A 13,754-nucleotide genomic window follows, 5' to 3' on the forward strand; every position below is an offset into this window, starting at 1 on the left:
GCGAGCGACGGTCGTCGTCGGTAGCATCGCCCGCATGGTCGTGGAGCTGACCGTCGAGCAGGCGCGGCGCATCGCCGTGCGCGCCCAGGCGCTGGAGGCGGAGCGCCCCGGGGGCGTGCTCGACGCGATCGACCGGCTCACGTTCGTGAAGGTCGACCCCGTCTCGGCCATCGCGCCGAGCGCCGACGTGGTGCTCTGGAGCCGGCTCGGCGAGGCGTACGACCCGGCCGAGGTGACCGCCGGGCTCGAGGTCGACCGCACGCTGTTCGAGCTCGACCTCATGGTGCGGCCGATGGACGACCTGCAGATCTTCCGCCCGATGATGCGCCGCTGGCCCAAGCACGAGCGCACGCGCAACTGGATCGAGGCGAACGACGCGTTCCGCCGCGACATCCTCATCCGGCTGAGCGGCTCGGGTCCGCTTCCCGCGTCCGAGATCCCCGACACCTCGGCCGTGCCGTGGTCGTCGACGGGGTGGACGAACGATCGCAACGTCACGATCATGCTCGAGTGCCTCATGATGCGCGGCGACGTCGCGATGTCGGCCCGTCGCGACGGGCAGCGGCTGTGGGACCTCGCCGAGCGCGTCTACCCCGAGGTCCCCGAGCTCGAGGCTTCCGACGCCTACGTGCAGCGGAACGAGCGGCGGCTCGCGTCGCTCGGCATCCTGCGGGAGCGCAAGGCGGGCGGGTCGCCGGCGGAGCCCATCGACACGCGCGGCATCGGCGAGCCGGCGCACGTCGAGGGCCTCCGCGGAACCTGGCGGGTCGACCCCGCCGCGCTCGAGCACGTCGACAAGCCGCTCGCCGAGCGCACCGCACTGCTGTCGCCGCTCGACCGCCTCGTGTTCGACCGCAAGCGCCTCGAGGAGCTGTTCGGCTACGAGTACGTGCTCGAGATGTACAAGCCGCGCGACCAGCGCCGGTGGGGCTACTGGGCGATGCCGATCCTGCACGGCGACCGGCTCATCGGCAAGGTCGACGCGACCGCCGACCGGGCCGCCGGGGTGCTGCGGGTCGACGCGATCCACGAGGACGAGCCGTTCACGCGCGACCTCGTCGAGGCGGTGTTCGGGGAGCTCGACTCGCTGGCCGGATGGCTCGGGCTCGAGATCGGCGGCCGCGCGGTCGGGCTCGCGTAGTCGCGGCATCCGGTCGCAGCTTCGGGTCGCGGCATCCGTCGGTCAGGTCAGCAGCCCCCTGGCGGCCAGGTTCCGGTAGAGCGCGTCGATCCCGAACGTCCACGGCGCCGCGGCCTCGCTCGAGCGCACGCGGTTGACGAGCGCGCCGAGCCTCGGCTCCGAGATGCGCACGAGGTCGCCGTCGTGGTGGGTGAAGCCGCGGCCGGGAGCGTCGCGGTCGCCGACGGGTGCGAACATCGTGCCGAGGTAGAGCACGAATCCGTCGGGGTACTGGTGGTGCGCACCGATCACGTGCCGCGCCAGGTCGGCCGGATCGCGGCTGATCCGTCCGAGCTCGCTGACGCCCTCGAGGCGGAAGGCGTCCTCGCCGTCGATCTCGAGGCGCACGACGGATCCGCGCAGGGCGTCGAGGTCGTAGGTGTCGTCGAAGAGCCGGATGAACGGCCCGACGGCGGCTGAGGCGTTGTTGTCCTTCGCCTGGCCGAGCAGCAACGCACTGCGTCCCTCGACGTCACGCAGGTTCACGTCGTTGCCGAGCGTCGCGCCGACGATGCGCCCGTCGGATGCCACGACGAGCACGACCTCGGGCTCGGGATTGTTCCACTCCGACACCGAGTGCACACCGACGTCGACCAGGGTGCCGACGGTCGAGAGCACGGGCGCCTTCGTGAACACCTCCGCGTCGGGGCCGATCCCGACCTCGAGGTACTGGCTCCACCAGCCGCGGTCGACGAGGAACGCCTTCAGCTCGGCCGCCTCGGGCGACCCCGGCCGCAGCGCGTCGAGCGATCCCCCGATCGTCGCGCCGATCTCGTCGCGGATCGCGGCCGCCGCGTCCTGGTCGCCGCGGGCGCGCTCCTCGATCACGCGCTCGAGCATCGAGACGGGGAACGTGACGCCCGCCGCCTTCACCACGTGCAGGTCGATCGGAGACAGGAGCCAGGGCCGGTCGGGGCGGCGAAGCTCGGGCGGCGTGTTCGCCGCGAGGTCGTCGAGCGAGCCGAGCACCGGGCCGTCTGCGGCCCGGACCGCCGCCGGCGGGTCCGCCTGCTCGGTGAGGCTGCGCATCGTCGGGAATGCGGCGGAGACGTCGACCACGCCCGACTCGCGCACGACGACGACGCTCGGGCCCGCGGCATCCGGTACCCAGGCGCGCCCGACGAGCGTGCCGGACACGCCGTCGAGCGGGAGGAGCTCGGCTCCCGACGGCCACGCGGTGGTCGAGGGCGTCGTCATCGTCGTCTCCGTTCGTCGGCCCGCTTCGGCTCTCGCCGGATCGAGTCTGCCAGACATCCGATCAATCGCACCCGTCGCGGCGAAGATTGCGGCCGATCGGACCCGCGGAGGCCCGAATGGTCAGGCCGACGCCGGCACCCGCGGCAGCCGTCTGTCGTTGCGGCGCGCGTAGTCGCGAGCGGCGCGGCTCGAGAGCGCCAGCATGATGAGGATGTCGAGCGCGAGCGTGAACAACGTCTGGTCGAGCGCGATGTTCTGGTCGCCCGCCCACCAGGCGGCGAACGTGCCGCTGATGCTCAGCGTCGAGAACACCATCACGACGATCCGCGGCCAGTTGAAGCCGAGGTAGATGAGCAGGGCCATCACGAGGTCGAACAGCAGCAGCACGCCGCCGAACGCGAGGATGACCCACAGTGCGGCGCCGACGGCGGGGTCGTCGGGGTCGATCGGGATGTCGACGACCTGCTCGGCGATGAGGTCGTTCCACTGCGCGGCGAGCGCGATGAGCCAGACGATGCCGGCGAAGACCCGCAGCAGCACGAGCGCGGCGCCCATCGACGTCGGGACCGGCCGGCGCATCCGCGGGTCGCGCGGCCCCGCCTGCGCGAGCTCCGACGCCGGCTCGAAGGCCGGCCGCTTGGTGGTGTCGCGACTCACGGGGTTCCCCCGGTGACGGATGCCGCGGACGGCACTCCCCCGTCGACGGATGCCGCGGCGGACACAGGCGCGCCCGCGGCATCCGTCACCGCGACCGCGCGGAGGTCGACGACGGGCAGGTCTCCGTCGGTGCGGATCGTGTCGCCGCCGCCGTTGCGGGAGTGGTAGCCCGTCGAGAAGTCCGTCAGCACCGTGACCGCGACCGCGGGATCCGCCGCGCGGAGCGTCGCGATGATGTGGTCGCGCTCGATGTCGGTGTCGGCGTCGATCTTGTGCGTGACCTGCAGGGTGAACAGCGAGAGCCCGACCGCGCGGTCGAACGTGCCGGCGGCGAGCCAGTCGACGCGGGCGCCGCCGGGCAGCAGCCACCCGTCGGGGCAGCGCCAGAAGCGCACGTGGTGGCGCTTGGCCGGGTTGCCCTCGACCTCCTGCTGGAACGCGTAGTCCTGCATGCGGCCGAAGATGAAGAGCGGGCTGACGGGCGCCTCGTCGTAGCTGCGCCGAGTGATGGTGGAGGTCACGATGCGCCAGCTCGACCGCAGGGTCACGTCGTCGGCGCGCGTCCACTTCGCGGCCGCCATCGCCGCCAGCAACTGCTCATGGTCGCCGAGCAGGGCGAGGTTCACGGGATCGCCGAGCAGCCCGTCGCTCGTGCGCGTGCGCCCCATGAAGTAGTCGGGCACGTAGATGGTCGTGAGGATCCGGTGGATGCGCGGCAGCACGAGGTAGGCGAGCACGAGCCAGAACGCGAGGAACACGAGGATGCCCCACCAGCCGAACGCGAACGACTCGCTGAGCAGGAGGTAGGCGAGCCACAGCGACGCGAGACCGGCGAACACGAAGAAGAAGCCGTCGAGCATCGCGTTGATCGAGAACCGGCGCCGCTGCACCGGTTCGACCGTCGCGCCGTTCCCCTCGGCGCCCGCCCCGCCCATGCCTGCATCGTAGCCCCACCCCTCTCGGCGGTCTGGCGGCCGACGGCGACCCGCGGGCACTCAGCCGAACTGCGCGAGGAGGTCGTAGCCCACGTCGTCGACGCTCTCCGAGCGGTTGGCGAGCACGATCGCCGCGGTGCCCGCGGTGCGGTCGATGACCATGATGCTCGTGAAGCCGCCGGTCATGCCGTTGTGCGACAGGATCACATGGTCCCGGTCGTCGTCCACGCTCCAGAAGTAGCCGATCTGCGCGCCCCCGCCGCCGCCTTCGACGGTGTCGGCCTGGGCGGCGCTGTCGGTCAGCGGTCCGTCGATCACGGCGGACGCGAACGCGACGAGGTCGTCGACGGTCGCGTGGATGCCGCCGGCCGGCGCGAAGGCGCCGAGCGACGAGGGTTCTGCGGGCGAGCCGTCGGCCCCGAAGCCGCCGGCGTGCTGCGGGTCGACGTCCCCGTCGTCGATGGGCAGCGAGGCGCCGTCGAGCCCGAGTGGCTCGAACAGGCGCTCCGACAGGAGCGTGGGGTAGTCGGTGCCCGCCGCCTCCGCGAGGGCCTGCCCCACGAGTGCGGCGCCGAGGTTGCTGTAGCCGAAGCCCTGCTCGGGCTGCACCTCCACCGTCCGCGTGAGCTCGAGCAGCTCGTCGACCGTCTCGTCGACGCCGTCGCCGCCGGCGTCCACGTCGGCCTGGGCCTGCTCCACCCACTCGGGGTCGGTCGGGAAGATCGGCAGGCCGCCCCGGTGGGCCGCGAGGTCGCGCAGGGTGACGGATGCCGCGGGCGCATCGCCGAGGTCGAGATGGTCGCCGAGCTCGTCGTCGAGCTCGACCTCGCCGCGCTCGACGGCCTCGGCGAGGAGCTCGCCCGTGAAGACCTTGGTGATGGAGCCGATCTCGAACACGGTCGTCTCGTCGGCGTCGAGGAACGCCCGACGCACCTCGTCGCCGTCGATCACCGCGACCGCCACCCGGTCGGTCTCGGCGAGGAACGACGGCCGGATGAGCCGGAGGAGCTCGGCGTCGCCCGTGGCATCCGTCGCCCGAACGTCGGGAGCCGGCTGGGACGTGCCGACGCACGCCGAGAGGGCGAGGCATCCGACGGCGACGAGCACCGGGAGCGTGCGCCTGGCGGCGGATCGACGGGATCGCATCGCTTCATCGTAGGAAGCGGCGGCGATCGTGCGCCGACCCCAGTCCGCGGGGGCCGGCCTCGTCGTAGGCTCTCGCCCATGGCCTACGACGTCGCGCGCATCCGATCCCTGTTCCCGTCGCTCGAGAGCGGCTGGGCCCACTTCGACGGACCGGGCGGCACGCAGACTCCGCGACCAGTGGGCGACGCCGTGGCATCCGTGCTCACCGGGCCGCTCTCGAACCGCGGCACCGTGGGCGAGTCCGAGGAGCGCGCCGAGGCGGCGGTGCACGGCTTCCGGCTCGCGATGGCCGACCTGCTCGACGCGCACCCGCGCGGCATCGTGCACGGGCGCAGTGCGACCCAACTGATCTACGACTTCGCGCGGAACCTGTCGCGCGACTGGGGCGAGGGCGACGAGGTGATCGTGACCCGGCTCGACCACGACGCGAACGTGCGGCCGTGGGTGCAGGCCGCCGAGCACCGCGGTGCCACCGTGCGGTGGGCCGAGTTCGACCCGGCCACGGGCGAGCTGCCGCCGGATGCCGTCGCCTCCCTGCTCTCGGACCGGACGAGGGTCGTGGCCGTTACGGGCGCATCGAACCTCATCGGCACGATGCCCGACATCCCCGCGATCACCGCCGCCTCGCACCAGGCCGGCGCGCTCGTGTTCGTCGACGGCGTGCACCTGACCGCGCACGAGCTGCCCGACGTCGAGGAGATGGGCACGGACTTCTTCGTGTGCTCGCCGTACAAGTTCCTCGGGCCGCACTGCGGCGTGCTCGCAGCGCGCCCCGAGCTGCTCGAGGGCATCATGCCCGACAAACTGCTGCCCGCCACGAACGTCGTGCCCGAGCGGTTCGAGTTCGGCACGCTGCCGTACGAGCTGCTCGCGGGCGTCACCGCAGCGGTCGACGTGCTCGCGGGGCTCGACCCCGAGGCAGCCGAGGCGGCGGAGTCGCGGCGCGAGCGCCTGGCGGCGTCGTACGCGGCGCTGCACGATCACGAGGAGACGTTGCGGGCCCGGCTCGAGTCGGGCCTCCGCGAGCTGCCCGGCGTGGACATCCGGTCGCGTGCGGCGCGCCGCACGCCCACGCTGCTCGTCACGTTCGGCGGCCGCGACGCGTCCGAGGTCACCCGATCGCTCGCCGAGCGGAAGGTCCTCGCGCCGTCGGGCAACTTCTACGCGCTCGAGGTGTCGCGGCACCTCGGCCTCGGCGACGAGGGCGGGCTGCGCATGGGCCTCGCGCCCTACACCGACGAGTCCGACGTCGACCGGCTGCTCGAGGGGCTCGCCGCCGCCGTCGGGGGCGCCGCCTAGGCTGTGCGGATGACCATCGCCGAGACCGCCGAAGCACTCCGCCGCCTGCACGCCGACCCCGAGCTGCTGCAGGTCGTCAACGTCTGGGACGTGGCGACCGGCCGCGCCGTCGCCGCCCTGCCGGGGACGCGCGCGATCGCGACCGCGAGCCACTCGATCGCGGCCGCGTTCGGGTACCCCGACGGCGAGCAGATCCCGGTCGAGCTCATGCTCGACATGGCGGGGCGCATCGCGCGCGCCGTCGACGTGCCCGTGAGCGCCGACCTCGAAGCTGGGTACGGCGACGCGGGCGAGACCGTCCGCCGCGCGGTCGGCGAGGGCATCGTCGGCGCCAACCTCGAAGACCAGCTGAAGCCGCTCGCCGAGTCGGTGGCCGCGGTCGAGGCCGCCGTCGCCGCGGCCGAGGCCGAGGGCGTTCCGTTCGCACTGAACGCGCGCACCGATGCGTTCGTGCACGGCCGCGACCGTGGGCGCGACGTGTGGATCGCCGACGCGATCGAGCGCGGGCGCGCCTACCTCGACGCGGGCGCGACGACGGTCTTCGTGCCCGGGAACTTCGGCGAGGACGTCGTCGTCGAACTCGTCGCCGGCCTCGGCGAGCAGCGGGTGAGCCTCATCGGCCTGCCCGACATCCCCGCGCCCGCACGCCTGCAGGAGCTCGGCGTCGCCCGCCTCTCGTACGGGCCGTATCCGCAGCGCGTCGTGCTCGCCGAGCTGCAGGACCTGGCGAGCTACCTCTACGACGGCGGCACGTTGCCCCGCGACATCCGGCCGCGCGGCTGAGGCCCGCGGCATCCGCTGTCCTGCTCGCCCGATCGGCGGAGACGACCTTCGGGTCTCCCCCACGCGGCGGATGCCCCGCGCCCGCGCCCCTCGCTAGGGTGGCGTGCATGGCGGCGGGAATCCCAATCGAGGTCACGGGGCTGAGCAAGCGATTCGGACCGGTGACCGCGGTCGACGATCTGAGCTTCACGGTCCAGCCCGGACGCGTCACGGGGTTCCTCGGACCCAACGGTGCGGGCAAGACCACCACGCTGCGCGTGCTCCTCGGCCTGGTGCGCGCGAGTTCGGGCACCGCGACGTTCGGCGGCACCCGGTATCGCGACCTCGCCCGGCCGCTCGAGACGGTGGGCGCCGCGCTCGACGCGAACTTCCACCCCGGTCGCTCCGCGAAGCAGCACCTCGCGGTCTACGCGACCGCCGCCGGCATCCCGAAGTCGCGCGTGCCGGCCGTGCTCACCATGGTCGGGCTCTCGGAGTTCGCGGGCCGCCGCGTCGGCGGGTTCTCGCTCGGCATGCGCCAGCGCCTCTCGCTCGCGTACACGCTGCTCGGCGACCCGGGCGTGCTCGTGCTCGACGAGCCGATCAACGGGCTCGACCCCGAGGGCATCCGGTGGATCCGCGGCTTCCTGCAGAGCCTCGCGAAGGAGGGTCGCACGGTGCTCGTGAGCTCCCACCTGCTCAGCGAGGTGCAGCAGAGCGTCGACGACGTCGTGATCATCTCGCGCGGCCGGCTCGTGCGCAGCGGCCCGCTCTCGACGCTTCAGATCGGCGCCGCTCCGCGGACCGTCGTGGAATCGCCCGACCCGCACCGACTCGCCGCGGCACTCGACCAGGCCGGCCTCGAGTACACCGAGGAGGGTGCGGGATTCATCGTGGAGGAACCCGACCCGGGCCGCGTCGGGCACGCCGCGTTCGTCGGCGGCGTCGAGCTCAGCGCACTGCACCAGGTCGCGGCGGGGCTGGAGGACTCGTTCCTCTCGCTCGTCGGGGACGGCGGGAGTGAGGGCACGCCGGGCCTCGAACCCGTGCGCGTCGGCGGAGGTGAGGTGCGATGACCGTGTTCCGCTCGATCGGCTCCGAGTTCCAGAAGGTCTTCACCACCCGCATGTGGTGGCTGCTCGCGATCCTGCTCGTCGCATACGTGCTGTTCCTCGCGGGCGGGTTCGGCGCGTTCCTCGGGTGGGCCGTCGAGAACCCCGATGCCGCCGAGAACGTCGGCAACACCCAGTTGCCGCCCGGCATCCAGCTCGGCCCGCTGCTCTACAGCTTCGCCTCCTCGGTCGGCTACGTCTTCCCCGTGCTGCTCGGCGCGCTCGCCGTCACGGGCGAGATCCGGCACAAGACGCTGACGCCCACCTTCCTCGCCGTGCCGCACCGCTCGGTCGTACTCGGCTCGAAGTACGTGTCGGAACTCGTGCTCGGCGCGGGCTTCGGCGTCATCGCGTTCGCCACGTCGGTCGCCGGCGGGGCCGCGGCCCTCTCGGCGTTCGGGCTCGACACCGGCCTCGACGAGACCGACACGTGGGCGCTCATCGGCCGCGGCGTGCTCGCGATGGCGCTCTGGGCCACGATCGGCGTCGGCCTCGGCGCGCTCGTGCCGAACCAGGTCGCGGCGATCGTGATCGTGCTGGCGTTCACGCAGTTCGTCGAGCCGATCCTGCGGCTCGGGGCATCCCTCAACGACGTGACCGCGCAGATCGGGCAGTACCTGCCGGGCGCGGCGAGCGACGCGCTCGTCGGCGCCTCGTTCTACACGATCGCGTCGGTCGGCTCGTCGGAGTCGCTCGAGTGGTGGCAGGGCGGGCTCGTGCTCCTCGCGATCGGCGCCGTGGCGACGATCCTCGGCGGCGCGACCACGTGGCGGCGGGACGTGACCTGACGGTGGACCTCGCCGAGCTGCGGACCCTCCGGCTCCGCGTGCAGGGGCTCCGGGCGCCGTTCGACGCCTCGGGTCCCGAGGTCGTGCGCCGGTTCGCGGCCGTGCAGGCGCAGGAGTTCCTGCCCGCGCAGTGGGGTCTCGCCGCCCGCGTTCCCCACGATCGGCGACCGGATGCCGCGACCCTCGCCGCGGCGCTCGACGACGGCGGGATCCTCCGTACGCACGTGCTCCGGCCCACATGGCACTTCCTGCATCCCGACGACGCCCGCTGGATCATGGAGGTCTCGGCCGAGCGCGTCTACGGCGCGAGCCGGACGTACATCCGCCGTTCCGGCCTCGAGGGCGAGACGGGCACGCGCGGGCTCGCGATCGTGGCGGCGTCGCTCGAGGGCGGGCACCGCACGCGCGCCGAGCTGACCGCGGCCCTCGAGGCGGGCGGGTTGCCGCTCACGGGACTCGCGTTCACGTACGTGCTCATGCTGGCCGAGCTCGAGCGCGTCGCGATCAGCGGCGCCAACGCCGGCAAGCAGCGCACCTATGCCGCGTTCGACGAGCGGGTGCCGCCGTCGGCGCCGCGTCCGCGCGAGGAGGCGCTGGCCGAGCTCGCCGCGCGGTTCATCGCCTCGCGGGGTCCCGTCACCGAGCGCGACTTCGCCGCGTGGTCGGGCTTCACGCTGGGCGATGCGCGGCGGGCGTTCGCTGATGCGGCCGATCCCGAGGGCCTCGGCGGCGGACGCATCGAGGAGCTCGAGGTCGACGGCGCCGCGCACGTGCTCGACGCGGCAACCGTGGCCTCGTTGGAACCGGCCGAGCCGGTGTCGGATGCCGCGGCGCCGGTCGTCGACCTGCTGCAGGCGTACGACGAGTACATCATGGGCTACGCGCCGCCGCGCTCGTACCTGCAGCCGCCGGGCCGCTCGGATCCGGTGCACCCCGAGTTCCCGCTGCACGCCCTCGTGATCGACGGCACCATGGCCGGGCGCTGGGCCCCGGTCGTCGAGGCGAAGCGCGCCCGGGTGCGGATCGTGCCGTGGCGCGAGTTCACCCCTGCCGAGGAGCGCGCGCTCGCGGCATCCGTCGCCGAGGTCGAGCGCTTCCTCGGACAGCCGGTCACGGTCGAGCGCGAGCCGATCCCGTCGGCCTGACCCGTCGCGGGCCACGCGCCCGCTACGATCGCGCCATGGCCGTCATCGCGAGCATCTTCGTCGCCCTCGCCGCGCTGCTGCACGGCTACATCTTCCTCATGGAGAGCGTGTGGTGGACGCGCCCCTCGACCTGGAAGCGCTTCGGCGTCGCCGACCAGGCGGCCGCCGACACGACGAAGCCGATGGCCTACAACCAGGGCTTCTACAACCTGTTCCTCGGGATCGGCGCGACGCTCGGCCTGGTGCTCTACTGGGCGGGCGCGACCGCCCCGGGCAAGACGCTCGTGCTCTTCACGACGGCGTGCATGGTGCTCGCCGCGGCGGTGCTCACCACGACCGGGCGCGGCTACATCCGGGCGGCGCTCATCCAGGGCACGCTGCCGCTCATCGGGTTCGTGCTGTTCGTCTTCGCCTGAGGCCGGCCGCCGGCGCCGCCGAGCGCGCGTGCCGGTGATTGCGAATCGCTCAGTCGTGCGACGCGTCGGCCTCGGTCGGCGGCTCGGTGAGCTTGAGGCGATCGATGAGGCGCGCCGATTGGTTGGTGCTCAGGATGATGCGGGTGAACTCGCCCGCCGCGAGCTCGAGCACGACCGCCTGCCGCTTGCCCTTGATGATGACGAAGTCGGTGCCGCCGTGGTACTTCCACACGCCCACCGCCACGACGAGCGGGATCTCGGAGCCCCGCCGGCGGATGCCGCGGATCCACACCCAGGGATCGTCGGTGATGGTCGCCGAGCGGATGTCGTCGCGCTGCACCACCAGGTCGTCCGAGCGGAACGCGAGCGCCTTCTCGGCCGGAGTGAGGTGAACCTCGATCCGGTCGCTGTGCACGCGAAGCTGGGCCATGCCTTCCATCCTGCCCGAGCCGACCGACGCGCGCCGTGTCGCCACCCCACAATGGCGTAACGGTTTCGTACCCCGCCCGGTCGTCGAGTAGTAGCGCCGCGCGAGGCGGTTACCCCTCCGGTGGTCGAGTAGCGCCCGGCGAAGCCGGACGCGTATCGAGACCCGTCATTCGTCTCGATACGCGTCGCCTGCGGCGGCGCTACTCGACGACCGGGGGTAAGGCGGTTACGCGGGTCGGGCGGATGCCGCGGCGCGCGCAGCCGCGGGCAGCGCCTCGACGATGCGCCCGATCGCCGCGTCGTCGTGGGCGGCCGTGACGAACCACGCCTCGTACACCGACGGCGGCAGCGAGACGCCCGCGTCGAGCATCGCGTGGAAGAACGGCGCGTACCGCCAGCCCTCCTGCCGCTGCACGCCCGCGTAGTCGGTGACGCCGGATGCCACGCCGTCGCCGAACACGAAGCTGAAGAGGTTGCCGGCCCGCTGCACGGCATGCGCGACGCCCTCGGCTGCGAGCGCATCGGACACCGCGGAGCTGATCGTCGCAGCGGCGGCGTCGAGGTGCGCGTAGACCGCGGCATCCGCTGCGCGCAGGGTGGCGACGCCGGCGGCGACCGCGACGGGGTTCCCCGAGAGCGTGCCGGCCTGGTACACGGGGCCGACGGGCGCGAGCTGCTGCATGATGTCGGCGCGACCGCCGAGCGCGGCCACGGGCATGCCGCCGCCGATGACCTTGCCGAACGTGAGCAGGTCGGGCGTGTACTCGCCGTCGGTGCCGCGCTCGACGCCCCACCAGCCGGCCTTCGAGACGCGGAAGCCCGTGAGCACCTCGTCGGAGATGACGAGCGCGCCGTGCGCGTGCGCGAGGTCGACGAGCGCGCGGTTGAAGCCGGGCAGCGGCGGCACGACGCCCATGTTCGCCGCGGCGGCCTCGACGATCACGGCCGCGATGCGGTCGCCGTGGTCGGCGAATGCGGCGCGCACCGCGTCGAGGTCGTTGTAGGGCAGGACGAGGGTGAGCGCCGCGATGTCGGCGGGCACGCCGGCCGACCCCGGGAGCGCGAACGTCGCGAGGCCCGAACCCGCCTCGGCGAGCAGGCCGTCGGAGTGCCCGTGGTAGTGGCCGGCGAACTTCACGAGCAGGTCGCGGCCGGTGAAGCCGCGAGCGAGGCGGATGGCGCTCATGGTCGCCTCCGTGCCGGTCGACACGAGGCGGAGCTGCTCGACCGGGGCGACGCGCTGCTCGACGAGCTCAGCGAGCTCGGTCTCGGCGGGCGTCGACGAGCCGAACGAGAGGCCGCGGCGCGCGGCATCCGTCACCGCCTCGATGACGCGCGGGTCGGCGTGGCCGAGGATCGCGGGACCCCAGCCGGCGACGAGGTCGACGTACTCGCGGCCCTCGGCGTCGGTGACGTACGGGCCGCGCGCCGACACGAGGAACCGCGGCGTGCCGCCCACCGAGCGGAACGCGCGCACGGGCGAGTTCACGCCGCCCGGGATCGCGGCCTGCGCGCGGGCGAACAGGTCGGCGTTCGTTCCCGGTGATCGAGTAGGCAGCGAAGCAGCCGTATCGAGATCCGTCATCAGTCGATCCCCTCCCGGATCCAGCCGGCGAGCTCGGTCGCCCAGTAGGTGAGCACCGCGTCGGCGCCGGCGCGGCGGATGCCGCGGACCGACTCGATCACGGCGCGCTTGCGGTCGATCCAGCCGTGCGCGGCGGCGGCCTCGACCATCGAGTACTCGCCCGACACCTGGTACGCCCAGACCGGCACCTCGGATGCCGCGGCGACGTCGGCGAGCACGTCGAGGTAGCTGCCCGCGGGCTTCACCATGACGACGTCGGCGCCCTCGTCGATGTCGATCATCGCCTCGCGGAGGCCCTCGCGCCGATTGCCCGGATCGAGCTGGTAGGTGCGGCGATCGCCCTCGAGCGTCGACTCGACCGCGTCGCGGAACGGCCCGTAGTACGCCGACGCGTACTTGGCCGAGTAGGCGAGGATCGCGACATCCGTGTGCCCCTGGTCGTCGAGCGCCTCGCGCACGGCGGCGACCTGGCCGTCCATCATGCCCGAGAGGCCGAGCACCTGGGAGCCGGCTCGGGCCTGCTCGAGGCCCATCGCCTGGTAGCGCTCGAGCGTTGCGTCGTTGTCGACGCGGCCGCGATCGTCGAGCACGCCGCAGTGGCCGTGGTCGGTGAACTCGTCGAGGCACAGGTCGGTCTGCACGACGAGCCGGCCCGCGGATGCCTCGACGGCGACGCGCGTGGCCACGTTGAGGATCCCGTCGGGATCGGTCGCGCCGGAGCCCCTGGCGTCGCGCACCTCGGGCACGCCGAACAGCATCACGCCGCCGACACCGGCGGCCGCGGCCTCGTCGATCGCATCGGGAAGGCTCTCGAGCGAGTGCTGCACCACGCCCGGCATCGAGGCGATCGGCATCGGCGCGGTGACGCCCTCGCGCACGAACAGCGGCAGCACGAGCTCGGCCGGGTGCAGGCGCGTCTCCGACACGAGTCGCCGCAGCGCGGGGGTCTCGCGGAGGCGGCGCGGACGGACGCGGGGAAGGGGCGTGGAAGTCACCCGAACAGCCTACGTCGCGCCGGCTGGGCGCTCGCCCGGCGGGACGACAGCATCACGCGCGGGCGGTCGGGGCTCTGCGTGGCCTCGTCAGCGCCGATTCAGGCGATC

14 protein-coding genes are annotated in these 13,754 nt (G+C 73.1%); 7 read left to right on the forward strand and 7 right to left on the reverse strand.

Going from position 1 to position 13,754, the window contains the following annotated elements:
- Positions 1-34: 34 nt before the first annotated feature.
- A complete protein-coding gene (locus FYC51_RS07040) occupies positions 35-1,141 on the forward strand; it encodes a DNA glycosylase AlkZ-like family protein (protein WP_148732895.1) in 1,107 nt (368 codons plus the stop codon).
- 42 nt (positions 1,142-1,183) lie between these two features.
- Here the strand turns inward: FYC51_RS07040 and FYC51_RS07045 are convergent, their stop codons facing one another.
- The 4 genes from FYC51_RS07045 to FYC51_RS07060 form a co-directional block, all read right to left on the reverse strand.
- Positions 1,184-2,377, reverse strand: a complete 1,194-nt coding sequence (locus FYC51_RS07045) for a fumarylacetoacetate hydrolase family protein (protein WP_148732896.1) — start codon at positions 2,375-2,377, stop codon at positions 1,184-1,186.
- 120 nt (positions 2,378-2,497) lie between these two features.
- Positions 2,498-3,034: a hypothetical protein gene (locus FYC51_RS07050; protein ID WP_148732897.1), complete on the reverse strand. Its 537-nt coding sequence runs from the start codon at positions 3,032-3,034 to the stop codon at positions 2,498-2,500.
- A complete protein-coding gene (locus tag FYC51_RS07055) occupies positions 3,031-3,969 on the reverse strand; it encodes an LssY C-terminal domain-containing protein (protein ID WP_148732898.1) in 939 nt (312 codons plus the stop codon). The genes FYC51_RS07050 and FYC51_RS07055 overlap by 4 nt, the downstream gene beginning before the upstream one ends.
- A gap of 60 nt (positions 3,970-4,029) precedes the next feature.
- Positions 4,030-5,115: a serine hydrolase domain-containing protein gene (locus FYC51_RS07060; protein WP_148732899.1), complete on the reverse strand. Its 1,086-nt coding sequence runs from the start codon at positions 5,113-5,115 to the stop codon at positions 4,030-4,032.
- Positions 5,116-5,193: 78 nt separating this feature from the next.
- Here FYC51_RS07060 and FYC51_RS07065 point away from each other — a divergent pair, with 78 nt between their 5' ends.
- From FYC51_RS07065 to FYC51_RS07090, 6 genes are all read left to right on the forward strand, one after another.
- Positions 5,194-6,414, forward strand: coding sequence for a cysteine desulfurase-like protein (locus FYC51_RS07065; RefSeq protein WP_148732900.1), 1,221 nt, complete (start codon positions 5,194-5,196; stop codon positions 6,412-6,414).
- A gap of 9 nt (positions 6,415-6,423) precedes the next feature.
- Positions 6,424-7,197: an isocitrate lyase/PEP mutase family protein gene (locus tag FYC51_RS07070; protein ID WP_148732901.1), complete on the forward strand. Its 774-nt coding sequence runs from the start codon at positions 6,424-6,426 to the stop codon at positions 7,195-7,197.
- A gap of 107 nt (positions 7,198-7,304) precedes the next feature.
- Entirely contained in the window at positions 7,305-8,252 is a 948-nt protein-coding gene (locus FYC51_RS07075) for an ABC transporter ATP-binding protein (RefSeq protein WP_148732902.1), read from the forward strand.
- Positions 8,249-9,076, forward strand: coding sequence for an ABC transporter permease (locus tag FYC51_RS07080; RefSeq protein WP_148732903.1), 828 nt, complete (start codon positions 8,249-8,251; stop codon positions 9,074-9,076). The genes FYC51_RS07075 and FYC51_RS07080 overlap by 4 nt, the downstream gene beginning before the upstream one ends.
- Positions 9,055-10,221 (forward strand): winged helix DNA-binding domain-containing protein, encoded by a 1,167-nt coding sequence (locus FYC51_RS07085; RefSeq protein ID WP_187432524.1) that lies wholly within the window; start codon positions 9,055-9,057, stop codon positions 10,219-10,221. Before FYC51_RS07080 ends, FYC51_RS07085 begins: the two co-directional genes overlap by 22 nt.
- 35 nt (positions 10,222-10,256) lie before the next feature.
- Complete coding sequence (locus tag FYC51_RS07090; RefSeq protein WP_148732905.1) at positions 10,257-10,637, forward strand: DUF1304 domain-containing protein; 381 nt, start codon at positions 10,257-10,259, stop codon at positions 10,635-10,637.
- Between the two features lie 49 nt (positions 10,638-10,686).
- Here FYC51_RS07090 and FYC51_RS07095 read toward each other — a convergent pair whose 3' ends face one another.
- The 3 genes from FYC51_RS07095 to hemB form a co-directional block, all read right to left on the reverse strand.
- Entirely contained in the window at positions 10,687-11,067 is a 381-nt protein-coding gene (locus FYC51_RS07095) for a hypothetical protein (RefSeq protein ID WP_148732906.1), read from the reverse strand.
- A 225-nt stretch (positions 11,068-11,292) separates the two neighbouring features.
- Entirely contained in the window at positions 11,293-12,651 is a 1,359-nt protein-coding gene (gene hemL / locus FYC51_RS07100; protein WP_148732907.1) for a glutamate-1-semialdehyde 2,1-aminomutase, read from the reverse strand.
- Positions 12,651-13,646, reverse strand: a complete 996-nt coding sequence (hemB, locus tag FYC51_RS07105; RefSeq protein WP_148732908.1) for a porphobilinogen synthase — start codon at positions 13,644-13,646, stop codon at positions 12,651-12,653. Before hemB ends, hemL begins: the two co-directional genes overlap by 1 nt.
- Positions 13,647-13,754: the final 108 nt, after the last annotated feature.

It is taken from the genome of Agromyces mariniharenae (assembly GCF_008122505.1).
Classification (GTDB): domain Bacteria; phylum Actinomycetota; class Actinomycetes; order Actinomycetales; family Microbacteriaceae; genus Agromyces; species Agromyces mariniharenae.